General features: G+C 73.3%; 21 protein-coding genes. 10 read left to right on the forward strand and 11 right to left on the reverse strand.

Annotation, left to right across the window (positions count from 1 at the left end):
* Window positions 1-143: 143 nt before the first annotated feature.
* Genes ACFV9Q_RS11315 through hrcA form a run of 3 tightly spaced genes read right to left on the reverse strand, consistent with a single transcriptional unit; the run spans window position 144 to window position 3,088 of the window.
* The gene (locus ACFV9Q_RS11315) at window positions 144-908 is read right to left on the reverse strand and encodes a 16S rRNA (uracil(1498)-N(3))-methyltransferase (RefSeq protein ID WP_377234498.1); all 765 of its coding nucleotides are present in this window, start codon (window positions 906-908) and stop codon (window positions 144-146) included.
* Between the two features lie 10 nt (window positions 909-918).
* Entirely contained in the window at window positions 919-2,040 is a 1,122-nt protein-coding gene (gene dnaJ / locus ACFV9Q_RS11320; protein WP_377231778.1) for a molecular chaperone DnaJ, read from the reverse strand.
* A gap of 28 nt (window positions 2,041-2,068) precedes the next feature.
* Window positions 2,069-3,088 (reverse strand): heat-inducible transcriptional repressor HrcA, encoded by a 1,020-nt coding sequence (gene hrcA / locus ACFV9Q_RS11325; protein ID WP_377234499.1) that lies wholly within the window; start codon window positions 3,086-3,088, stop codon window positions 2,069-2,071.
* Window positions 3,089-3,475: 387 nt separating this feature from the next.
* On the opposite strand from hrcA, the gene ACFV9Q_RS11330 reads away from it, so the two are divergent.
* From ACFV9Q_RS11330 to ACFV9Q_RS11345, 4 genes are all read left to right on the forward strand, one after another.
* Entirely contained in the window at window positions 3,476-3,661 is a 186-nt protein-coding gene (locus ACFV9Q_RS11330) for a hypothetical protein (RefSeq protein WP_377234500.1), read from the forward strand.
* 109 nt (window positions 3,662-3,770) lie between these two features.
* A complete protein-coding gene (locus ACFV9Q_RS11335; protein ID WP_377234501.1) occupies window positions 3,771-6,620 on the forward strand; it encodes an ATP-binding protein in 2,850 nt (949 codons plus the stop codon).
* Between the two features lie 126 nt (window positions 6,621-6,746).
* The gene (locus ACFV9Q_RS11340) at window positions 6,747-7,610 is read left to right on the forward strand and encodes a DUF3097 domain-containing protein (protein ID WP_377231774.1); all 864 of its coding nucleotides are present in this window, start codon (window positions 6,747-6,749) and stop codon (window positions 7,608-7,610) included.
* Window positions 7,611-7,634: 24 nt separating this feature from the next.
* Window positions 7,635-8,162, forward strand: a complete 528-nt coding sequence (locus ACFV9Q_RS11345; protein WP_377234502.1) for a DUF4870 domain-containing protein — start codon at window positions 7,635-7,637, stop codon at window positions 8,160-8,162.
* 67 nt (window positions 8,163-8,229) lie between these two features.
* On the opposite strand, the gene ACFV9Q_RS11350 is transcribed toward ACFV9Q_RS11345, so the two are convergent.
* The 4 genes from ACFV9Q_RS11350 to lepA form a co-directional block, all read right to left on the reverse strand.
* On the reverse strand, window positions 8,230-9,198 hold the full coding sequence (locus ACFV9Q_RS11350) for a hypothetical protein (protein WP_377234503.1): 969 nt from the start codon (window positions 9,196-9,198) through the stop codon (window positions 8,230-8,232).
* A 93-nt stretch (window positions 9,199-9,291) separates the two neighbouring features.
* The gene (locus ACFV9Q_RS11355) at window positions 9,292-10,236 is read right to left on the reverse strand and encodes a hypothetical protein (RefSeq protein ID WP_377234504.1); all 945 of its coding nucleotides are present in this window, start codon (window positions 10,234-10,236) and stop codon (window positions 9,292-9,294) included.
* A 127-nt stretch (window positions 10,237-10,363) separates the two neighbouring features.
* The gene (hemW, locus tag ACFV9Q_RS11360) at window positions 10,364-11,707 is read right to left on the reverse strand and encodes a radical SAM family heme chaperone HemW (protein WP_377234505.1); all 1,344 of its coding nucleotides are present in this window, start codon (window positions 11,705-11,707) and stop codon (window positions 10,364-10,366) included.
* A complete protein-coding gene (gene lepA, locus ACFV9Q_RS11365) occupies window positions 11,708-13,573 on the reverse strand; it encodes a translation elongation factor 4 (RefSeq protein WP_377230787.1) in 1,866 nt (621 codons plus the stop codon).
* Window positions 13,574-13,721: 148 nt separating this feature from the next.
* Here lepA and ACFV9Q_RS11370 point away from each other — a divergent pair, with 148 nt between their 5' ends.
* Entirely contained in the window at window positions 13,722-14,276 is a 555-nt protein-coding gene (locus ACFV9Q_RS11370) for a DJ-1/PfpI/YhbO family deglycase/protease (protein WP_377234506.1), read from the forward strand.
* A 58-nt stretch (window positions 14,277-14,334) separates the two neighbouring features.
* On the opposite strand, the gene ACFV9Q_RS11375 is transcribed toward ACFV9Q_RS11370, so the two are convergent.
* The gene (locus ACFV9Q_RS11375) at window positions 14,335-15,381 is read right to left on the reverse strand and encodes a hemolysin family protein (RefSeq protein WP_377230789.1); all 1,047 of its coding nucleotides are present in this window, start codon (window positions 15,379-15,381) and stop codon (window positions 14,335-14,337) included.
* Entirely contained in the window at window positions 15,378-16,787 is a 1,410-nt protein-coding gene (locus tag ACFV9Q_RS11380) for a hemolysin family protein (RefSeq protein WP_377234507.1), read from the reverse strand. Before ACFV9Q_RS11380 ends, ACFV9Q_RS11375 begins: the two co-directional genes overlap by 4 nt.
* Window positions 16,788-17,048: 261 nt before the next feature.
* Between ACFV9Q_RS11380 and ACFV9Q_RS11385 the strand changes: the two genes are divergently transcribed.
* Window positions 17,049-17,789, forward strand: a complete 741-nt coding sequence (locus ACFV9Q_RS11385; RefSeq protein ID WP_377234508.1) for a maleylpyruvate isomerase N-terminal domain-containing protein — start codon at window positions 17,049-17,051, stop codon at window positions 17,787-17,789.
* 46 nt (window positions 17,790-17,835) lie between these two features.
* On the opposite strand, the gene ACFV9Q_RS11390 is transcribed toward ACFV9Q_RS11385, so the two are convergent.
* A complete protein-coding gene (locus ACFV9Q_RS11390; protein ID WP_377234509.1) occupies window positions 17,836-18,726 on the reverse strand; it encodes an aminoglycoside phosphotransferase family protein in 891 nt (296 codons plus the stop codon).
* An 89-nt stretch (window positions 18,727-18,815) separates the two neighbouring features.
* On the opposite strand from ACFV9Q_RS11390, the gene ACFV9Q_RS11395 reads away from it, so the two are divergent.
* The 3 genes from ACFV9Q_RS11395 to ACFV9Q_RS11405 all read left to right on the forward strand — a co-directional run bounded on the left by ACFV9Q_RS11395 (window position 18,816) and on the right by ACFV9Q_RS11405 (window position 20,772).
* Window positions 18,816-19,604, forward strand: a complete 789-nt coding sequence (locus ACFV9Q_RS11395) for an alpha/beta fold hydrolase (protein ID WP_377234510.1) — start codon at window positions 18,816-18,818, stop codon at window positions 19,602-19,604.
* Between the two features lie 74 nt (window positions 19,605-19,678).
* The gene (locus ACFV9Q_RS11400) at window positions 19,679-20,110 is read left to right on the forward strand and encodes a type II toxin-antitoxin system PemK/MazF family toxin (protein WP_377230794.1); all 432 of its coding nucleotides are present in this window, start codon (window positions 19,679-19,681) and stop codon (window positions 20,108-20,110) included.
* Window positions 20,111-20,202: 92 nt separating this feature from the next.
* Window positions 20,203-20,772, forward strand: coding sequence for a type II toxin-antitoxin system PemK/MazF family toxin (locus ACFV9Q_RS11405; RefSeq protein ID WP_377234511.1), 570 nt, complete (start codon window positions 20,203-20,205; stop codon window positions 20,770-20,772).
* Window positions 20,773-20,796: 24 nt separating this feature from the next.
* Here ACFV9Q_RS11405 and ACFV9Q_RS11410 read toward each other — a convergent pair whose 3' ends face one another.
* On the reverse strand, window positions 20,797-21,918 hold the full coding sequence (locus ACFV9Q_RS11410; protein WP_377234512.1) for a calcium:proton antiporter: 1,122 nt from the start codon (window positions 21,916-21,918) through the stop codon (window positions 20,797-20,799).
* 243 nt (window positions 21,919-22,161) lie between these two features.
* Between ACFV9Q_RS11410 and rpsT the strand changes: the two genes are divergently transcribed.
* On the forward strand, window positions 22,162-22,422 hold the full coding sequence (gene rpsT, locus ACFV9Q_RS11415) for a 30S ribosomal protein S20 (RefSeq protein WP_026365415.1): 261 nt from the start codon (window positions 22,162-22,164) through the stop codon (window positions 22,420-22,422).
* Window positions 22,423-22,565: the final 143 nt, after the last annotated feature.

The following is a 22,565-nucleotide window of genomic DNA, read 5'->3' on the forward strand; positions in this document are numbered from 1 at the left end:
AACACGGGGGGGAAAGCAAAACAAAAAGACCCCCCCCCTTTTTGGTGGGGGGTTGTTTGTTTTGTCTTGGAAACAAAAAAAAAAAAAAAACCCCCACCACTCAACGGTTTCGGGGGGGGCGGGGGGCGGGGTGGGGGCTGGGGTTACCAGCGGCCCAGGCGGTCGCTCAGGAGGGCGATCGCTATCGGGCCCGCCGTCGACGTGCGCAGGACGTGGGGGCCCAGGCGGGCCGTGGTCGCACCCGCCTCCGTGAGCAGGGCGACCTCGGCCTCCGAGATCCCGCCCTCGGGTCCGACGACGAGGAGCAGCGCGCCGGCGTCGGGCAGCGCGACCGCCGACAGGCCCGTCGTCGCCTCCTCGTGCAGCACCACCACCGCCCCGCCCGCTGCGACCACGTCGCGCGTGCGGGCCGCGAGCTGCTTGGTGCTCAGGGACACGTCGACGTCGGGGATGCGCGCCCGGCGGGCCTGCTTCGTGGCGGCCCGCACGGTGCTGACCCAGCGGGCCCGCGACTTCGCCGCGCGGTCCCCGCGCCACACGACCACGGACCGTTCGGCCTGCCACGGGATGATCGCGTCCACCCCGGTCTCCGTGGCGGCCTCGATCGCCATCTCGTCGCGGTCGCCCTTGGCGAGGGCCTGGACGAGCGTCACGACGACGTCGGGCACGGGCTCGACGACGGCCTGCTCGACGCGCAGGTGCACCTCGGCGCCGTGCACGGCCTCGACGACGGTCCGCAGGCGCACGCCCGCGCCGTCGACCACGTCGATCCGCTCCCCCGGCCCGCGCCGCTGGACGACGCCGGCGTGCCGGCCCTCGGCGCCGTCGAGCACGTAGAGCGCGCCCGCGCCGTACTCGGACAGCGGGTGGGCGGCGGAGGCCTCGGCGAGAAAGACTGGCGCGCTCATGGGTGCGCGGTCAGCGCCCGCTGAGCTTGTCGCGCAGGCGCGAGAAGACGCCGCCCTGGACCGTGGCGAGCCGCGGCTCGGGCCGCTCCTCGCCGCGCAGCGTCGCGAGCTGCTGCATCAACGCGGTCTGCTCCTCGTCGAGGTTCGTGGGGACGTGGACCTCGATGTGCACGTTGAGGTCGCCGCGCCCGTTGGAGTGCAGGTGCCCCACGCCGAGACCCTTGAGGGTCATGACCTGGCCGGGCTGCGTGCCCGGTCGCAGGTCGATCTCCTGCAGGCCGTCCAGCGTGTCGAGCTCGAGCACCGTGCCGAGCGCGGCCGCCGTCATCGGCACCTGGAGGGTGCAGTGCAGCTCGTCGCCGCGCCGCACGAACGTGTCGTGCGCGCGCTCGCGGATCTCGACGTACAGGTCGCCGGCGGGGCCGCCGCCGGGGCCCACCTCGCCCTGCGCGGAGAGCTTGATGCGCGTACCGGTGTCGACGCCCGCGGGCACGTTGACCGCGACGGTGCGCCGCGAGCGCACCCGGCCCTCGCCGGAGCAGTCGGTGCAGGGCTCGGGGATCACGGTGCCGAAGCCGCCGCAGGCGGAGCACGGCTGGTTGGTCATGACCTGGCCGAGGAACGAGCGGGCGACGCGCTGCACGGAGCCGCGGCCCTGGCAGACGTCGCAGGTGCGGGCGTGGGTGCCCGGCCGCGCGCCGTCGCCGCCGCAGGTGTTGCAGACCACCGCGGTGTCGACCTGGATCTCGCGCTTGGCGCCGAACACGGCCTCGGCGAGGTCGAGGTCGAGGCGCACGAGCGCGTCGTTGCCGCGCCGGGCGCGCGGGACGGGGCCGGTCGGCTGCCCGCCGCCGAAGAAGGTCTCGAAGATGTCCTGGAACCCGAACCCGGCGCCGAACCCGCCGCCCGCGCCGCCGCCGGGGGACGTCGGGTCGACGCCCATGTCGTACTGCTGGCGCTTGTCGGGGTTGGACAGCACCTCGTACGCGCGCGCGACGTCCTTGAACCGGTCCTCGCCCGCGTCGCCGGCCACGTCCGGGTGCAGCTCGCGGGCCAGCTTGCGGTATGCCTTCTTGATCTGCTCGGGCGAGGCGTCGCGCGGAACACCGAGAATCTCGTAGTAGTCGGTCACAGGTCTCTCTTCGTGATGAGGTGAGTAGTCAGCCGGGCAGCACTCGCGACAGGTAGCGCGCGACGGCGCGGACCGCGGCGATGGTGCCCGGATAGTCCATACGGGTGGGGCCGATCGAGCTCAGGATCGCGACGGTGTCGCCGTCGGACGAGCCGTAGCCGGACGTGACGACGGAGGCCTCCGCCAGTCCCGCCAGCCGGTTCTCGTGCCCGATGCTCACCGCCACCTTGGCGTCGTCGGTCATGTCGGTGAGGAGGCCGAGCAGGACGACCTGCTCCTCGAGCGCCTCCAGGACGGGCCGCAGGCCCTGCTCGAAACGCATGCCGGACCGTGCCAAATTGGCCTGGCCGGTCAGCACGATCCGTTCCTCGCTCTCCTCGGCGAGCGCGGCGGTGACCACCTCGGCGACGGCCGTCGCCAGCGGGCGGTGCTCGGCCGGCATCGCCTCGGCGACCCCGGCGAACACGTCACCGAGGTCGGCGAGCCGGCGGCCGGCGGTCGCCGCGTTCAGGCGGGCGCGCAGCTCGCCGAGCGTGCCGTCGTCCAGGTCGACCGGCACGTCGAGGAAGCGCTGCTCCACCCGGCCGGTGTCCGTGATGACGACGACGAGGAGCCGCCCCTCGGCCGTCGGCACGAGCTCCAGGTGCCGCAGCCCGGACCGCCGCAGCGACGGGTACTGCACCACGGCGACCTGGCCGGTGAGCTGGGCGATGAGCCGCCCGGCGCGGGCCACGACGTCGTCCAGGTCGACCGCCTCGGAGAGGAAGGTCTCGATGGCCCGCTTCTGCGGGACGGACAGCGGCCGGACCTCGGCGAGCTGGTCCACGAAGAGGCGGTAGCCCTTGTCGGTGGGGATGCGCCCCGCCGAGGTGTGCGGCTGGGCGATGAGCCCGGCCTCCTCCAGGGCGGCCATGTCGTTGCGGACCGTGGCCGGGGAGACGCCGAGCTGGTGGCGCTCCGTGAGGATGCGCGAACCGACGGGCTCCCGTGTGCGGACATAGTCCTCCACGATGGCCCGCAGGACATCGAGTCTGCGTTCCTCGCTCACCGCGCTCACCTCCGTCCCCAGGTAGAACGTCCGGGACGTGCACCCGGGTTCCGGCCCGCTCACCGACACTGCCTTCCAGCACTCTCACCGACCGAGTGCCAATCCTACGCGGCACGCGCCACCCGCCGGGTCGCCGACCCGCCGCACGCCGTGCGCACCCGGGCCGGCCACGCCGTCCCGCCCCGGCGAACACGCGGCTGACCTGCATGTCCTACCGTTCGCCAAGGGCTGAGCACCGAGCATAGGGCGATGCCTTAGGCGCGCCCACCCCGCACCGCGAACCCGTCGGAAAAGATGCGGCGACCGCCCGATCCGCGCGACGTACCTCACAGACGAACCTGGAATCACTGCCGGCGAGGGGCCGGCGGTGACACCAGGAGGAACACCATGTTCGGTTTTACGGACTACGCCGAGTACAGCCGCAACGAGCGGGAGCTCGACCAGCGCAACGAGCGGGCCCGCGTGGCCCGTGAGCAGAAGGACGCGGCCCGCCGCCAGGCCGCCGCGCAGCGCACCGCCGAGCGCGGTGCCCGGGCCAAGGCGGCCGACGCCGTCCGGCCGCGCGTCGCCTGATCCCCCGGGAAGGACGACCGTGCCGGGCAGCGGGCCGGCCCACGGAGACGGCGGGCAGGCCGACGGAAAAGAACGGAACGACCACGGACCGGCATGGGACGATGAGCCCATGCCGGTCCCCCGTGCCCGCCTGGTGGGCCGAGCCCCCGAGCTCGGCGCGCTCGAGGCCGCTCTCGCCGACGTCCGCTCGGGCGGCAGCCGCACCCTCGTGATCGCCGGCGAGGCCGGGATCGGCAAGACCCGCCTGCTCGACGAGCTCACCTCCCGGGCCGACGACGCCCACGTGATCGTCGGCCAGTGCGCCGACGAGGGCTCCGGGCCCCTCCCGTATGCCGCCCTGGTCGGACTCCTGGGCGGCGTTGTCCGGACGATGGGCCCCGAGGCGGTCGTCGCCGCGGCCGGACCCTCGGCCGGCGCCCTGTCCGCCCTCGCCCCCCAGCTCGTCGCACCCGCGCCCGACGCCGGGGCCGACCGGGTCCCCGAGGTCCTCACCGACCTGCTCGCCGGGCTCGCGGGCGAACGACCCGTCGTGGTGGTCATCGAGGACCTGCACTGGTCCGACGACGTCACGCGCGCCGTCGCGCTCCGCCTCGCCCGCACCACGCCGCCGGGCCTGCTCCTGCTGCTCACCTACCGCAGCGACGACGTCTCCCGCGGGCACCCCCTCCGCGTCGTCCTGGCCGAGCTCGACCGGGCGCGGCTCACCACCCGTCTCGAGCTGACGCGCCTGGGCGAGACCGAGGTCCACGAGATGGCACAGGACCTGCTCGACGTCGGCCTCGACGCCGAGCAGCTCGCCGACCTGGCGGACCGCAGCGAGGGCGTCCCCTTCTACGTCGAGGAGCTGATCGGTTTCCTCGGCACCGACCTGCCCGACTCCCTGCGCGACATCCTCCTGCTGCGCTACTGGAACCTGAGCCGGGAGGCCCGGTCGCTGTGCCGCGTGGTCGCCGCCGCCGGCCCGCGCGTCTGGTACGACGTGCTCGACGACGTCCTGGCGGACGCCTCGACGGGGCCGGGACAGCGCGCCCCGCAGACCGGGGCCGAGGCGGAGGAGACCGTCCGCGAGGCGGTCGAGGCCCAGGTGCTGGTGGTCACCGAGGTCGGCTACGCCTTCCGGCACGCGCTGGTCCAGGAGGCCGTGTACGCCGAGCTGCTGCCCGGCGAGCGGCACCGCCTGCACGCCGCCTACGCGCGGGCCCTGGAGCGGGCCCTCGTCCGGCGCGCCCACTCGGTGGCGAAGCTGTCCCGCATCGCCGACCACTGGTGGCGCGCGGGGATGCCCGACAAGGCGCTCGCCGCGGCCGTCGAGGGGCACCGGACGGCCGCGGCGGGCGCGGCGTCGTCCACCGCGGTCGCACTGGGTGAACGGGCCCTGGAGCTCTGGCAGCAGGTGCGCGAACCGGAGGCCGTCGCCGGGCTGCCGCACCACGAGCTGCTGCGGTCGGTCGCCGAGGTCCTGCGCGGCTCGACCCGGAGCGCCCGCGCCCTGGCCGTGGCGCACGAGGCGATCGCCGAGTGGCCCGAGGACGACCCGGCGGGACTCGTCGGCATGCTCTCCGACGCGGCGCTCATCGCGGGCCACGCCGGCTCGGACGAGGGGCCCGAGCTCATCGAACGGGCCCTGGCGCTGGTCGAGCCCGGCCGGGACGACGTCGTGCGCGGCCAGCTCCTGATGCTGCGGGCGCGCCGCGCGATGCTCGGCGGCCGGCCCCGGGAGGCGATCGAGGCCGCGACGGCTGCCCACGACGCAGCCCGTGCGATCGGCGACGCCGAGGTCGTGTCCGTCACGCTGAACCTGCGGGGCGTGAGCCGCGTGCAGCTCGGCGACACCGGCGGCTTCGCGGAGATCGACGCCGGCCGCGAGGCGGCCGGGGACACGTGGCACGGGCTGAGCCGGTACTACGTCAACGGTTCGGACGCCCGGCTCGTCGTGGGTGACTGGGGCCGGGCCGCGGAGATCGCCCAGGAGGGGATCGGCGCCGCGCGCCGGCACGGCTCGTCCGACTCGACCCGGCTCATGATCGAGGGAAACCTCGCCGAGGCGCAGATCGGGCGCGGCGACTGGGCCGAGGCCGCCGCCTGGTACGAGCGCACGATCCCGCCGATCCACGACAGCGTGTACTCCGCCTACCTCAGCGAGCGCCGGATCTGGCTCATGATGTGGCGGGGCGAGGTGGAGCAGGCGCAGGCAGAGGCACGCCGCAGGGTCCCGACCTGGGAGCGGTTCGGGCGCCTGGAGGAGCAGATCAGGTCGCGCACCAGCGTGACGCTGGCGGAGCTCGCGCTGCTGCGCGACGAGCCGGCCGAGGCCCTGGAGCGCATGTCGGTGGTGGTCGCCTCGGACCGCCCGTGCATGCCGGCCTACGACCTGCAACAGCTCGGCGTGGCGGCCCAGGCGATCGCCCGGCTGCGCGCCGCCGGGCAGGACGTCGACGACGCCCCCTACCGCGCGGCCCTCGCCGCGTGCGCGCACTGGCCGACGTTCCCGTTGTGGTCGGCGCTGTTCGAGGCGGAGCTCGGCACCGGACCCTGGACGACGGTCGCCGACCTGCCCGGTCCCGGACCCGTGCACCTGCGCCCGTACGCGCTGTACCGCGAGGGCGCGCGGCTGCTCGACGTCGCCGACCGCGCCGGGGCCCGGGCGGCGCTCGGCTCGGCGGTCGTGGAGGCGGAGAAGATCGGTGCGGGACTGGTCGTCCGGCAGGCGCAGGGTCTCATCGACCGCGCGGGCCTGGTGGAGGGGGCAGCCGGCACTCCGCCGTCGGGCGCGGGGACGGACGCGCTCACCGCCCGCGAGCGGCAGGTGCTGGCCCTGGTGGCCGAGGGCCTGACGAACGGGCAGATCGCCGAGCGGCTGTTCATCTCCGCCAAGACCGCGTCGGTGCACGTCTCGGCGATCCTCCGCAAGCTCGGCGTCGCCACCCGCACGGAGGCGGCGCTCCGCGCGAGCCGCTGACCCGACCCGCCTACCCCGCCCGCCCCGCCCACCCGACCTCGTTGAGTGCGGGCTATCTGCGCCGAATGACACTCCGGAAGCGCGGATATCCAGCACTCAACGGGAGGGGCGACCTAGGCTCGCGGCGTGGTCGACGAACGGTATGGAGCCGATGTGCTGTCCCCCCAGTTCCCTGGCGCGCAGCGAGGGCGGCGGCCGACGTCGCAGCCCACGCCCGCCGAGCTGGGCCTCGTGGTCGAGGAGGTCGAGACCGGCTGGGTCGGCGCCGTGGTGCGCGTCGAGAAGTCGGGCGGCATGCACGTGGTGGTCCTGGAGGACCGCCGCGGTCGCACCCGCACCTTCCCGCTCGGCCCGGGGTTCTGGGTCGAGGGCAAGCCCGTCGTGCTCACCGCGCCCGTCGTGAACCGCGCGCCGGCGCAGCCCACCCGCACGGCCTCCGGGTCCGTCGCGGTGCACGGCGCCCGGGCGCGCGTCGCCCGCGGCAGCCGCATCTGGGTGGAGGGCAAGCACGACGCCGAGCTCGTGGAGAAGGTCTGGGGCGACGACCTGCGGATCGAGGGCGTGGTGGTCGAGATGCTCGACGGCGTGGACCACCTCGCCGAGCGCCTCGCCGAGTTCGGGCCCGACGCCGAACGGCGGGTCGGCGTGCTCGTGGACCACCTGGTGCCCGGGTCGAAGGAGCAGCGGCTCACCGACGAGGCGCTGCGCACCGTCCCCACGGGGACCGTGCTGGTGCTGGGCCACCCCTACGTCGACGTGTGGCAGGCCGTGCGCGCCGAGCGCCTCGGGCTCGAGCGCTGGCCCGTAATCGACCGCGGTACCGAGTGGAAGCTGGGCATCCTGCGGTCCCTGGGCTGGCCTGCGCAGACGCAGGCGGACGTCGCCCGCGGCTGGCAGCGGATCCTCGGCACCGTGCGCGACTTCCGGGACCTCGACCCGGCGCTGCTCGGCAGGGTCGAAGAACTTATCGATTTCGTGACCCTCTCGTAAGGCGCAGCCTCTACGGTTGGTCATATGTCCGAAAACCCGCAGGAGCCGCAGACTCCTCAGCAGCCCGGCCCGGCGCCGCAGCAGCCCGGCCCCGCACCTCAGCAGCCGCAGGACGCCCCGGCCTACGGGACGCCCCAGCCACAGTCGCCCTACCAGGGTCCGCCGGCGGCGGGTCCGGCGTACAGCCCCGGCTACGGCCCCGGCGCGCCGTACCAGCCCCAGCCGCTCACCCCGTCGGACGAGCGCATGTGGACGGTCTTCGCCCAGGTCGGCGCCATCATCTTCTCGTTCGTGCCGCCGCTGGTGATCTGGCTGGTCTTCAAGGACCGCAGCCGGTTCGTGGAGCAGGAGGCGAAGGAGTCGCTGAACTTCACGATCACCGTGATCATCGCGAACGTGGCGCTCGCGATCATCGCCGCGGTCACGTTCGGCCTCGGCACGATCCTGTACATCGTGCTCATCGCCGCGGTCGTGTTCCAGATCCTGGCTGCCGTCGAGAACGGAAAGGGCGCGCCCTACCGCTACCCGGTGAACATCCGCTTCATCAAGTAGCCGACGTGCGCCGAGTCAGCATGCTGGTCCGCGACCAGCATGCTGACTCGGCGATCAGTCGGGCGGCTCAGGCGACGGCGGGACCCATCGTGCCCGGGCTTGCCGTCGCCGGACCGCTGGCGACCGGTCCGCCGGTGAGGCGGCGGAACGCGAAGGCCAGCGCCAGCAGCGACAGCGGGATCGTGACGAACAGGCCGAGCCCGCACACCAGCGCGCCCACGATGTTGATGCCCAGGAGCGCGAGCTCCAGCAGGAACACCGAGCCGAAGTTCTGCCCCACCAGGCGGAACGAGCCGGTCAGCGCGTCCCACGCGTTGAGGTTGCGGTCAACCACGTTGTGGTAGGTGAACGGCGCGAAGATCGCCAGGGCGATGAGGCCCAGGCCGCACAGCAGCAGGCCCACGAAGCCGGCGACCAGCAGCAGGAGCGCCGCCAGGATGATCATCGGGTAGCTGTTGACCTTGAAGAGCGTGCCCCAGGTCGCCTTCTCGCCGGAGACCTCACGCAGGGCCGCGTTGATCCCGAGGGCGCCGAGGATCGAGTTGATGATTCCACCGATCAGCCCGAGCAGCGAACCGCCGAACGACACCCCGGTCGCCGTGGACGAGCTGATGTCGCCGCGCATCGCGGCCTGGTTGATCTCCTGGTAGTCGCCGAACGAGCCGGCGTTGAAGATGGCGCCCACGGCGAACGAGAGCAGGACGAAGAGCACCCAGAAGAGCCAGTTCCCCGTGAACCGGCTCCACCCGAAGCTCAGTGCCTCGCCGACGGCGAACGGCGCGGCCGACTGCGTGCCGTAGGGCGCGCCCTGACCCCCGTAGGCCGGCGGCTGACCCGCCCCGCCGTAGGGCGGAGGCTGGGTGGCGCCGCCGTACGGCGACTGCTGACCGGCGCCGTAGGGCGACTGCTCGCCGGCGCCGTAAGGCGGCGGCTGCGCGGGCCCGCCCGGCTGTGCCGGACCGCCGGCCGGGTTCTGCGGCGGCGTCGGGCCGCCGGCTCCCGGCTCGTACGGGTTCTGCGGAGTGTTCTCGGTCATGTGTGTCCCCTTTTCACTGTTCAGTGATCCGAAGCCACCTTCACCTTTTCTCCGCAATTCCGCATGTGCAACCGCGGAGTTGTTACCCGCAGGTCAGGACCGGACCGGCTCCCTGGTCCACCGCTGGACGAGGTAGGCCCCCATCAGCAGCATCGCCGGCGCGACCACCACGAGGCCGGTCCCGCACGTGACGACCGACGCGACGGCCAGGCCGGCGAAGATCCCGAAGAACGCGAGCGCGGCGCCGAGATGGGACAGCACCAGCCCGACGCCGCGGCCGAGCGCCCGGCCGAAGCCCACGCCGTTGAGCAGCAGGAAGGGCACCGGGAGCAGGAGGAGCGTGCAGACGAGCTGGACCAGGCCGCCCACCACCGGGACGACGGTGCTGACGAACCCGATCACCCCCGCGAGGAGTGCGTACGCGACCAGGCCGCCGAAGCCGCGCAGCAGGAAGAAGTCCCGGAACCGGACCTTGCGGGTCCGGGTGGCGGCGAGCGCGCCCGCGTACAGGAGAGCCTGCAGCAGGAAGCTGATCGCGGTGCCCGCCGCGCCCAGCGCCTTGGCCTCGAACGACTGCCCGGCGGCCAGTGCGGCGTCGAGCGCCACCGGGTCGGTGGAGCTCGACAGGGCGTCCATGGTGGACGGGCTGAACAGGAGGACGACCGCGACCTGCGCGACACCGAGGGCGAGGCTCATCAGCACCCAGATGCCCCAGCTCGCGCCGAACGCGCCCCAGGCCCAGCGCCACGCGCCGCCGATCGTCGGGGGCACCTCGTCGGGGCTCGGCTCCGGCTCCTGGACCGGCGCGTAGGCCGGGACCTGCTGCTGCGGCGCCTGGTACTGCTGCTGGAAGCCGCCGTGCGGGTACTGCGGGGGCTGGTAGTCCGGCCGGCCGTACGGGTTGGCGGGGCGGCCGTACGGGTCGCGCGGGCCGTACGGGTCGGGCTGCTGCGGTGGTTGGCCGCCCTGCGGCCGGGGGTCCGGACGCTGTCCGGAGGAGGGATCCTGCGGGTTCCAGCCACCGTAGGTGTTGCTCATGCGCGTGCCCCTTGTCAGGCGGGACCGAGCCGCCTCGTAACGGTATGAACAGCACAAGATATCGACGGTTTCGCCCACCGTGCAAACAAACGAAAAGGACCTTTTGCGTGAAGAAAAGGGGCGCGGATCAGGCGGTCAGGTCCCGCACGACGGCGTCGGCCAGCAGGCGCCCACGGCGCGTCAGGACGGCGCGCGCGGTGCCCGCGCCGGGGCTGCCGCCCGGCGTCCCGGACCCGGCCGCGCCGACCCCGAGAGCGGCGTGGCCGTCGAGCAGGCCGCGGGCCACGAGGCCCGCCACCGCGGTACGCCCCTGCGCCGAGAGCACGCCGAGGTCGAGCCCCTCGCGCAGCCGCACGCCGAGCATGACGCGCTCCAGGTGCGCCTCCTCGCGGGTGAGCAGCTCGCGCCCGGCGCCCGGGCTGTGCCCGGCCTCCAGCCGCGTCGCGTAGGCGCGGGGGTGCTTCACGTTCCACCAGCGGACGCCGGCGGGCGGCTCGTCGCCGTCCGTCGTGTCGCCCACAGCGGCGTCGGACGCCGGGTCCGGCGCCGACACGTAGCTGTGCGCGCCGGGGCCCACGCCCCACCAGTCGTCGCCCCGCCAGTAGCCCACGTTGTGCCGGCACTCGTGCCCGGGGCGCGACCAGTTGGACACCTCGTACCAGCGCAGGCCAGCCGCGGTGAGCAGGTCGTCGGCCAGCTCGTACTTGGCGGCCTGGTCGTCCTCGTCGGGCAGCGTCACCTCGCCACGGCGCACCTGTGCCGCCATCTTCGTGCCCGGCTCGACCACCAGCGCGTAGGCGGACACGTGGTCGACGCCGGTGGCCAGCGCCGCCTCGACGCTGGTGCGCCAGTCGTCCAGGGACTCGCCCGGCGTGCCGTAGATGAGGTCCAGCGACACGTCCAGGCCCGCGTCCCGCGCCCAGCGGACGACGTCGGGGATGCGCAGCGGGTCGTGCGTGCGCTCCAGGGTCGCGAGCACGTGCGGCACCGCGGACTGCATGCCGAACGAGACCCGGGTGAACCCGGCATCGGCCAGCACGCGCAGGGACTCGGGCGTGACGGAGTCCGGGTTGGCCTCGGTGGTGACCTCGACGCCGTCCGCCAGGCCCCACGCCTCCCGGATGCCGGTCAGCACGCGGGCCAGGTCCTCGGCGGGCAGCATCGTCGGGGTGCCGCCGCCGAAGAAGACGGTCGAGACCGCGGCGGGCGACCGTCCGGCGTCGGACAGGACCTGCCGCGCGAGGGAGACCTCACGCAGCGCGGTGGTCGCGTAGGCCGCCTGGTTGGCGCCGCCGCCCAGCTCGGACGCCGTGTAGGTGTTGAAGTCGCAGTACCCGCAGCGCACCGTGCAGAACGGGACGTGCACGTACACGCCGAACGGCTGGGCGGTGGCGACCGGGCCCGACGGGCGCGCCCAGGCGGGCAGCCCGCCGTCGTCGGGCACGGGGATGCCGGGAGGAAGAGCGGGCACCTACTTCTTCTTGTCCTTGGGGCCGTCCGAGTCCGAGGAGAGCGCGGCGATGAACGCGTCCTTCGGCACCTCGACGGAGCCGATGTTCTTCATGCGCTTCTTGCCCTCCTTCTGCTTCTCCAGCAGCTTGCGCTTCCGGCTGATGTCACCGCCGTAGCACTTGGCGAGCACGTCCTTGCGCATGGCGCGGATCGTCTCGCGGGCGATGACGCGCGCGCCGATCGCCGCCTGGATGGGCACCTCGAACTGCTGGCGCGGGATGAGCTCCTTGAGCTTCGCCGTCATCATGACGCCGTAGGAGTACGCCTTGTCCCGGTGCACGATGGCGCTGAACGCGTCGACCTGCTCGCCCTGCAGCAGGATGTCGACCTTCACGAGGTCGGCCACCTGGTCGCCGGACGTGTCGTAGTCCAGCGACGCGTAGCCGCGGGTCTTGGACTTGAGCTGGTCGAAGAAGTCGAAGACGATCTCGGCGAGCGGCAGGTGGTAGCGCATCTCGACGCGGTCCTCGGACAGGTAGTCCATGCCCTGCAGGTCGCCGCGCTTGGACTGCGAGAGCTCCATGACGGCGCCCACGAACTCGGCCGGGGTGAGGATCGTGGCCTTGACGACGGGCTCACGGACCTCCTTGATCTTGCCCCCGGGGAACTCCGACGGGTTGGTCACCTCGACCTGGGTGTTGTCCTCCAGCGTCACGTCGTAGACGACGTTCGGAGCGGTGGAGATGAGGTCCAGGTTGAACTCGCGCTCCAGGCGCTCGCGCACGATCTCCAGGTGCAGCAGGCCGAGGAAGCCCACGCGGAAGCCGAAGCCGAGGGCCACCGACGTCTCGGGCTCGTAGTTGAGCGCGGCGTCGTTGAGCTTGAGCTTGTCCAGGGCGTCGCGCAGCACCGGGTAGTCCGAGCCGTCGATCGGGTACAGGCCCGAGAAGACCATCGGCTTGGGGTCGCTGTAGCCGCCGAGCGCGTCGGTGGCGGGCTTGGCCGCGTTGGTCACGGTGTCGCCCACCTTGGACTGGCGCACGTCCTTCACGCCGGTGATCAGGTAGCCCACCTCGCCCACGCCGAGACCCTTGGTCGGGTGCGGCTCGGGCGCGCTGACGCCGATCTCCAGCAGCTCGTGCGTGGCCTTCGTCGACATCATGGCGATCTTCTCGCGCGGGTTCAGGTCGCCGTCGACCACCCGTACGTAGGTGACGACGCCGCGGTAGGTGTCGTAGACGGAGTCGAAGATCATGGCGCGCGCCGGGGCGTCCGGGTCGCCGACCGGGGCCGGGACCCGCTGCACGATGCGGTCGAGCAGGGCCTCGACGCCCACGCCCGTCTTGCCGCTGACCTTGAGCACGTCCTCCGGGTCGGAGCCCACGAGGTTCGCCAGCTCCTCGGCGTACTTCTCCGGCTGGGCCGCCGGCAGGTCGATCTTGTTCAGGACGGGGATGATCTCGAGCTCGTTCTCCATGGCCAGGTACAGGTTGGCCAGGGTCTGCGCCTCGATGCCCTGCGCGGCGTCGACCAGCAGCACGGCGCCCTCGCACGCGGCCAGCGACCGGGAGACCTCGTAGGTGAAGTCGACGTGGCCGGGCGTGTCGATCATGTTGAGGGCGTGCGGGGTGCCGTCGAGCTCCCACGGCATGCGCACGGCCTGCGACTTGATGGTGATGCCGCGCTCGCGCTCGATGTCCATCCGGTCCAGGTACTGGGCGCGCATCGCGCGCGCGTCGACGACACCCGTGAGCTGGAGCATGCGGTCGGCAAGGGTCGACTTGCCGTGGTCGATGTGCGCGATGATGCAGAAGTTGCGGATCAGCTCGGGCGCCGTGGCATTCGGCTGGATGCGCGCCGTGAGCGCAGGACCGGGGATGGGCAAAGCGTTCTCGCTCCGTCGTCAGGGTGGTGTCGTCAGGATCGTGGCCGGGATGGGCGGGGGCCAGCTGCCATTCTCCCACGTCCCGTGCGAGCGGGATGCGGTCGTGCTTACGGTCGCGGGACAGCGACACGATCGACAGAGGAGAACCATGACGCACCTGACCGGCAAGCAGGTTCTGGCCATCGTGACCAACTACGGCGTCGAGCAGGACGAGCTGCTGGTGCCCGTGCGGCACCTGCGCGACCACGGGGCGGTGGTGACCGTGGCGGCGGCGGAGCCCGGCGACATCCGCACCCTGGTGAGCGACGAGAAACCCGGCGAGACGGTCCGGCCGGACACCACGATCGACGCCGTCGACACCGCGGGTTTCGACCTGCTGCTCGTACCGGGCGGCACGCTCAACGCCGACAACCTGCGGCAGCGGCCTGAGGCCGTAGCCGCTGTCGAGGCGTTCGCCTCCTCGGGCCGGCCGGTCGCGGCGATCTGCCACGGCCCGTGGGCCCTCGTGGAGGCCGACCGCCTCAAGGGCGCCACGCTCACCAGCTACCCGTCCCTGGCCACCGACGTCCGCAACGCGGGTGGCACCTGGGTGGACCAGGAGGCGGTGCGGGACGACGGCGCCGGGTTCCCGCTCGTCACGTCCCGCACACCCGGCGACCTGCCCGCGTTCCTGCGCGAGGTCGACGCGGTGCTGGACGACTGAGCCACCGGCACCGCGCCGGCCTAGCAGGCGGACCTGCCTGTGCGGCAGGCCCGCCCGGTCAGACGGGCTGGCCCGCCGTCGTGCGCGGCAGCAGGCGCCGCAGCACGTCGGCGAGGGTCACCACGCCGAAGTCCGCCGCGGGCCCGTCCGGCCCGTCGGCGTCCGACCGCGGCACGACGGCGAGGTGGTTGCCCGTCTCGCGCATGCTCGTCAGCGCGGTGTGCAGCGGCACGTCCGCGGCCAGCTCGAAGACGGGCCGGGTCACGTCCGTGACGGGCGCGTCGTCGGCCAGCAGGAGCGTGTCCCGGACGTGGACCACGCCCTCCGGGCGCCCGCCCTCACCCTGCACCAGGATGCGCAGGTGGCCGGAGGCGCGGGACGCTTCCTGCACCTGCGCGGCGGTGGCGTGGTGCCCCACGGCGGACGGCGCCGCGTGGTCGGCCAGCAGGTCCTCGACCGTCAGGCGGCGCAGGTCGAGCGCGCCCGAGAGCTGGGTCGAGTAGGCCAGGTCGAGCGCACCCACGCTGACGGAGTGCTCGACGAGGTGCCGCAGGTCCTCCGGACCCTGCCCGGAGGCGACCTGGTCGGCCGGCTCGACGCCCACGCGCCGCAGGCACCAGTTCGCGGCGCCGTTGAGCGCCACGAGCACCGGCCGGGTCACGACCATGAACGCCCGCATCGGCAGCGCCAGCATCGTCGCGCTGGCCTCGGGGTGCGCGATGGCCCACGACTTGGGCGCCATCTCCCCCACCACGAGGTGCAGGAACGTGACGATGATCAGGGCGAGCACGAAGCCCGCGACGTCGGCGGCCCAGTAGGGCGCGCCCCACGTCTCGAACACCGGCGTGAGCCAGTGGTGCACGGCCGGCTTGGTGATGGCGCCGAGCGCCAGGGTGCACACCGTGATGCCGAGCTGCGAGCCGGCCAGCAGCACGGTCAGTTCGCTGGAGCTGCGCAGCGCCGCCCGCGCGGACCGGCTGGTGGGCGCGGCGTCCTCCAGGCGGTGCCGCTTGGCGGCCAGGAGCGCGAACTCCACGGCCACGAAGAACGCGCTCAGCGCGATGATCAGGACGGTCGCGGCGAGGACGACCCAGGGGTTGCTCATCGGGTCTCCTCGTTCGCGGAACCTGCGTGGTGGCCGGCGGGGGTCTCCGCCTCGTCCTCAGGGGGCGCCTCGACGACGGTGACCCGGACGTGGGACGGCACGTGCCGCTCCACGTCCAGCACCTCGATGCGGAGCACCTCGGGCGGTGGCGGGTCCGCGGCCACGAGGGTGGCGGGGTCGACGGGCAGCACGACGTCGACGACGTCGCCCGCCGCGGGCAGCGAGCCGTGCACGGCGATGGCGAGTCCCGCGATCGTCTCGTGGTCGCCCTCCGGCAGGTCGCGCTCGACGGCGCGCTCCACCTCGTCGAGGTGGACGTCGCCGGCCATGACCCAGACGCCGTCCGACGCCGCGGTCACGGGGTCGATCTCGTCGTCGTGCTCGTCGGTGATCTCGCCGACGAGCTCCTCGGCGAGGTCCTCGACGGTGAGCACGCCGGCGAAGCCGCCGTACTCGTCCACGACGCACGCCATCTGGTTGCGCGTGGCCGACAGCTCCCGCAGGGCGTCGGGCAGCGCCATGGACGTGGGCAGCACGAGCGCGGGGCGCAGCAGGTCGGCGACGGTCGTCGCCTCCGGCGCCGCCGCCAGCAGGTCGGTCAGGTGCACGACGCCGGTGACCTCGCCGTCGTCGTCCACCACCGGGTAGCGGGAGTGGCCCGCCGCCATCAGCTCGCGCACCTGCGCGAGCGTGTCCTTGCTGTGCACCACGCCCACGCGGGCGCGCGGGATCATGGCGTGCTCCACGTCCTGGCGCGGGAAGTCCAGGATGCGGTCCAGCAGCACCGACAGGTCGCCGGGCAGGTCGCCGCTGGCGCGCGAGTCCGCGACGATGTGCTCCAGGTCGCGGGCCGTCGCCGAGTGCTCGACGTCGTGCACGGGCTCGATGCGCAGCAGGCGCAGGAGCGCGTTGGAGGCGGCGTCGAACACCTTGATGAGCCAGCCGAAGACGGCGAGGTAGATCGTCGTGGACCGGGCCAGCCACAACGCGACCGGCTCCGCCCGCGCGATCGCCAGGTTCTTGGGCACGAGCTCGCCGAACAGCATCTGGACGAGCGTCGAGAACAGGAGCGCGAGGACGGTGCCGATGGCGACGCCCGTGCCGACCGGCACGCCGACGCCGCCGAGGGCCTCGCCCAGCGCCTCGCCGACGAGCGGTTCGGCGACGTAGCCGACCAGCAGGCCGGTCACCGTGATGCCGAGCTGCGCGCCGGACAGCATGAAGCTGGTGCGCCGGGTCACACCGAGCGCGCGCCGCGCCCCGGCGTCGCCGGCCTCGGAGCGCGCGGCGAGCCGCGCGCGGTCGACCGCCATGTACGCGAACTCCTGCGCGACGAAGTACCCCGTCACGGCGGTGATCACCAGGATCACCACGACCCCCAGCAGGAGGGAGATCACCCAGGTCAACGCATCCACCTCCCCTCGGCGGTGCGGAGACGTGCGTTCGGGCCGGGACTATGACTGTCGGGGTCCATGATCCTTCACTGGTGGTCGTGCGGTTGTGTCTCGGACCGAGGGCCTCGGGCCGGATGCGCGGCGCGCATCGCGTGGAGAACGTCGGAGCTGGGTCCACGGTTCCACGGCTCGCGGAAGTCGTCATCCGGAGCGCTGTCCCGCTCCGCGCACCGGGGGGATCCGGTGTCGGTGGGGCGCGGTACGTTTCGGCCCATGACGCTCGACCACCTGGCCCTGCTGGCCCGGTTCCAGGACGACTTCCTGGCCGCGATTCCCTCCGCCGACGCCGACGCGCGGATCCCCGCCTGCGGCGACTGGACCGTGCGCGAGCTCGTGGAGCACATCTCGGACGTGCACCACTGGGCCGCGGGCAACGCCCGCGGGGTCAAGGGCGCGGCGCTGGGCGAGGGGCCGTTCGACCTGGCGCCGCACTACGCCGCGCAGGCCGCCTTGCTGCGCGAGGCGCTGTCCGAGCTCGACCCCGAGGCCGACTGCCGGGTCCTGACCCACCCCGCGCCCCTGGGCCCCGGCCCGGTGCGGTTCTGGCACCGCCGGCAGACCCACGAGACGCTGGTGCACCTGCACGACCTGCTGGCCGCCTCCGCGGGCGCGGCCACGGCGGGCCTCGTCGGGGCGGCGCCGGAGGTGTGGGCCGACACGGTCGACGAGGTGGTCACGGTGCTCCAGCCCCGGCAGGTGGGCCTGGGCCGCATGGAGCCGCTCCGCTTCCCGGTGGTGCTCGTGGCGACCGACCTCGCCGGCGCGCCCACCTGGGTGCTCGGCGCCCCGGGCGAGCGCGCGGACGAGGTGGCGCCCGACGTCGTCGTGGCCGGGCCGGCCGAGGCGCTCGCCCTGACGCTGTGGCGCCGGCTGACGCCGGACGAGGCAGGGCTCACCGTCACGGGTGACCGCGGCGACCTGGAGGCGGCGCTGGCGCAGCCGATCGTGCCGTAGCGGGCGGCGAGGCGGCGCCCGCCGGCGGTGGCGTCGGCGGGCGGCGTCAGCCCGCGAGCACCGTGGCGATCCTGGCCTGGCCGGCCCGGGCGAAGGCCGGCCAGCGGTCCCAGTAGTACGGCAGCGCGATGACCGCCTGCACCAGCATCCAGCCGCGCCCGCGCTCCCAGGCGTCGTCGGGGTCGGCGAGACCGTCCGTGGCCGAGGCCCGGAAGTCCGCGCGGTCGCCGTCCGCCAGGGGCAGGCCCCACGCCGGGATCAGGTCGGCGGCCGGGTCGCCCACGCCCGCCGCACCCCAGTCGATGACGCCGGTCAGCCGCCCGTCCCGCGCCAGCAGGTTGCCGGGCAGCAGGTCGCCGTGCAGCCAGCTCGGTTCCCCCGCCGGGCGGGCGTCGAGCGCCCGCTCCCAGACCTTGGTCACGGCAGGGCCGTCGACCCGGGTGCCGGAGGCGGCGATCGCCGCGCGGACGTCGTCGTCCAGGCGGGCCAGCGGGACGCCCCGCGACGTGCCCTCCTTGACCGGCCCGCCGTCCGCGGGCACCGTGCGCAGGGCGGCGACGAGCTCGCCCAGGTCGCGGACGCCGTCGGCGCCGAGGCTCCCGGGGGCGGGCGGTTCGCCCACCAGCCAGGGCACCACCGACCAGCGGAACGGGAACCCCTCGCCGGGCTCCCCCACCGCCACGGGCACGGGGAGCTCCACCGGGAGGTGGGCGGCGAGGTGCGGGAGCCAGCGCGCGTCGGCGACGGCCTGGTCCTGGGCCCAGGCGATCTTGGGCATCCGGACCAGCAGCTCGTCACCGAGCCGGAACAGGTGGTGGTCGGTGCCACCGGCCGGTCCCGGCCGCACGGGCAGGCCGGACCACTGCGGGAGCTGGGCCGAGACCAGCCGGTGCACGAGGTCCGGCGTGGAGACGATCTCGTCGTCGTGGAGGCGCATGGGCCACACCGTGGCACCGGCGCGGACCGCCGGGCCAGCGCTTTTCGTCCCACCGATGAGTTCCGCGCGCCGCCGTCGTCGGACGGGACATGACCGACTACGCGACCACCAGCCAGGGCGACCGCGTCGCCTACGACCTGCGCGGCACCGGCCCGGCCCTCGTCTTCGTGACGGGCGCCGGTCCGGACCGCGCCGACGACCCGATCACCGCCGAGACCGCCCGGCGGGCCGCCGACGCCGGCCTCACCACCGTCACCTTCGACCGGCTCGGCCGCGGGGAGAGCCCCGCCGAGGGCCGCCTCGACCTGGACCGCGAGCTGGCGGCCGTCGCCGCGATGATCGAGGTCGCGGGCGGTTCCGCCGTGCTGGTCGGGCACTCGTCGGGCTGCTCGGTCAGCCTGCGGGCCGCCGTCGCGGGGCTGCCCGTCACCGGCCTCGCCCTCTGGGAGGCACCGCTGGGCGACCCCGCCGCGACCACGCGGGCGTGGGCCGACGAGATCGAGCGCCTGCTCGACGCGGGCGACACCGAGAACGCCATGCGGCACTACATGAAGGACATGCCGCCCGAGTGGCTCGCGGGGATGGAGGCCTCCCCGGACTGGCCCGTGCTGGCGAGCACCGTCGCCGCCTACCGGGCCGACGCCCAGTCGCTCGCGTGGGCGCAGCACGCGCTGGAGGACGGCACGCTCGACGTCGCGGTCCCGGTGCTGGCGATGTACGGGACGCAGACGTTCCCGGAGATGCCCGTGGCCGCGGCGAGCATCGTGGCGCAGGTGCCCAAGGGCACCGAGAAGGAGATGCCGGGCGCCATGCACAGCTGGGAGCCGGAGCCGATGGCGGCGGAGCTGGCGGAGTTCGCGCGGGCGTGCGCGGGGTAGGCCTGCGCCTGGTCGGCCCCTGCGCCTGGTAAGTCTCGGATGCGCACTTCACCCGTTCCGGTACGGTTCCAGGCGTGACCTTCGCATCAGAGAACAGCTACCCCGGCGACTTCGAGGGGGAGGTGCACCCGATCTACCACCCCCAGCTCGACGGCGAGCCGGACCCGGGCGAGGTGGTCTGGACCTGGGTGCCCTTCGAGGAGGACCACAGCCAGGGCAAGGACCGGCCGGTGCTGCTCGTGGGCAAGGACGGGCCCTGGCTGCTGGGCCTCCAGCTCACCAGCCAGGACCACGACCGCGACCTGCTGCAGGAGGCGCGCGCCGGCCGCATCTGGATGGATGTCGGCACCGGCCGCTGGGACGCCTCGGGACGCGAGTCGGAGGTGCGGATCAACCGCGTCATCCGGGTCGACCCCGACGACGTGCGCCGCGAGGGCGACGTGCTCGCCGAGGCCATGTTCAACGACGTCGTGAAGTACATGGACCGGGCGCTCGACCTGACCTGACTTGTCGCCCGGGTCGGGCCGGGACCGGGGCGGCGCGCCGTCCGGCGTCGGCCCGCCTGCCCGCGAGCCGGCGTCGGGCTACCCTGCCCTGCGTGAACCAGAACCCGTGGATCAAGCTGCTCGGCGACGTCGTCGAGGCCGTGGCCCGTGCCCTCGGCGACCAGAACGACAGCCGCTCGGGCGGCGACCGGCCCGCCGGCTCCCGGCCCTCGGGCGACCGGCCGACGCCGCGGGCCCCTCGGCCGTCGGGGCGCGACCTGCCCGAGACCGACGGCTACCCCGGCGACTTCGAGGGCAAGGTCAAGCCGGTCTACCGCCCGGAGCTGGACGGCGAGCCCGACCCGGGCGAGGTCGTGTGGTCGTGGGTTCCGTATGAGGAAGATCACAGCCAGGGCAAGGACCGGCCGGTGCTGATCGTGGGCAACGACGGGCCCTGGCTCCTCGCGCTGCAGCTCACCAGCCAGGACCACGACCGGGACGCCGAGCAGGAGGCCCGCGCCGGCCGTCGCTGGATGGACATCGGCACCGGCGCCTGGGACAGCTCCGGCCGCCCGTCCGAGGTCCGCCTCAACCGCGTGATCCGCATCCACCCGGACGCCGTCCGCCGCGAGGGCGCGATCCTGGACCGCGCGATCTTCGACAAGGTCACGGGCGCGCTCTGACGGCTTGGACCTGCCGCTGGACCCTTACGGCTGGACCGACACCACGAGGAACGCGGCGAGCAGCACCAGGTGCACCACGCCCTGGAGGGTCTTGGCCCGGCCCGGGGTGATGCTCAGCATCGCCACCACCACCGAGACGGCGAGCAGCACCATCTGGGTCGGTTCGAGGCCGAGCGTGAGCGGCCCGTCCATCCAGATCATCGCGACGGCGATGGTCGGGATGGTCAGGCCGATCGACGCCATGGCGGAGCCGTAGGCGAGGTTGAGGCTGGTCTGCACCCGGTTGCGCAGGGCGTTGCGGACGGCGGCGATCGACTCGGGCGCGAGCACGAGCAGCGCGATCACCACGCCGACGACGGTGTAGGGCAGGCCCGCGGCCTCGACCCCGTGCTCGATCGTGGGCGAGAGCATCTTGGCCAGGAAGACCACCGAGACCAGCGCGATCATCAGCAGCGCGACGCTGAACCACGCCTCCTTGGCGGGCGGCGGGTCGGCGTGGTCGTCGCCGTCCTCGTCGAGCAGGCCGGTCACCCGGCCGTACTTGTCGCTGGTGACGGGCAGGAAGAAGTCGCGGTGCCGCACCGTCTGCGTGAACACGAACGCCCCGTACAGCAGCAGGGACGCCACCGCGGCGAAGCCGAGCTGGAACGCGGTGTAGGCCCCGCCCTCGGCCGACGTCGTGAAGCTCGGCAGGACCAGGGTGACCGAGGCCAGCGCCACCACCGTGGCCAGCGCGGACCCGGTGCCCGAGGCGTTGAAGCTGACCAGGTGGTGCTTGCTCGCCCCCACCAGCAGGGACAGGCCGACGATGCCGTTGAAGGTGATCATCACGGCGGCGAAGACGGTGTCCCGGGCGTACGTGCTCGCCGAGTCGCTGCCGCCGCTCATCAGCATGAGGATCAGCCCGACCTCGATCACGGTCACCGCGACCGCGAGGATGAGGGAGCCGAAGGGTTCGCCGACCTTGTGGGCGATCACCTCCGCGTGGTGCACCGCGGCGAGGACGGCGCCGACCAGCGCGGCGCCGATCGCCGTGAGGATCACCGGGTGCTCGTGGTTGCTCCACGTCGCGACGAGGAGCACCAGGGCAAGGACGGGGACCACCACGGTCCATTGGAAACGGCCCCGAAGTGTCCTGGTACTCATAGTCGGATTCTATGGGGGCTCGTCAGAGACCCTTTACGCTGCGTAGCGCCCGTAGCCGGTGTCACACCGTGCCGCCCCACGAGAGGGCGGACCCTCTGGTAACCTTGGAGGTCGCGTGTCCGCCCAGGTCGGCGGGCACAGTCGCAGTTCCTCTCCACGGGTCCCCACCCCAGTCCCGGACCTGCGACCGCCCTCTACGACCTATCCGCTCGCCGCAAGGCGAACACACCAGGAAGTCCACTCGTGGCAAACATCAAGTCCCAGATGAAGCGCATCAAGACGAACGAGAAGGCTCGTCTGCGCAACAAGTCCGTCAAGTCGGAGCTGAAGACCCACGTGCGCAAGGTGCGCGAGGCCGTCGCAGCCGGCGACAAGGAGACCGCGACGGTCGCCCTTGCCACCGCGTCGCGCAAGCTCGACAAGGCTGTCGCCAAGGGCGTCATCCACGCGAACCAGGCCGCGAACCGCAAGTCGGCCATCGCGAAGTCGGTCGCCGCTCTCTGAGCCACTTCGTCGGACGCCGTTCGCCCTCGGGCGGACGGCGTCTTTCGCGTGCCCGGACGGGCGCAGCGCGCCGCGGCGCCCCCGCGCGGATGTGCGCTTCTACCCATTCCTCGGGCCGGAAAAAGGCCGGGTTTAGAGCCCAA

The organism is Promicromonospora sp. NPDC059942, assembly GCF_042731755.1.
GTDB lineage: Bacteria > Actinomycetota > Actinomycetes > Actinomycetales > Cellulomonadaceae > Promicromonospora.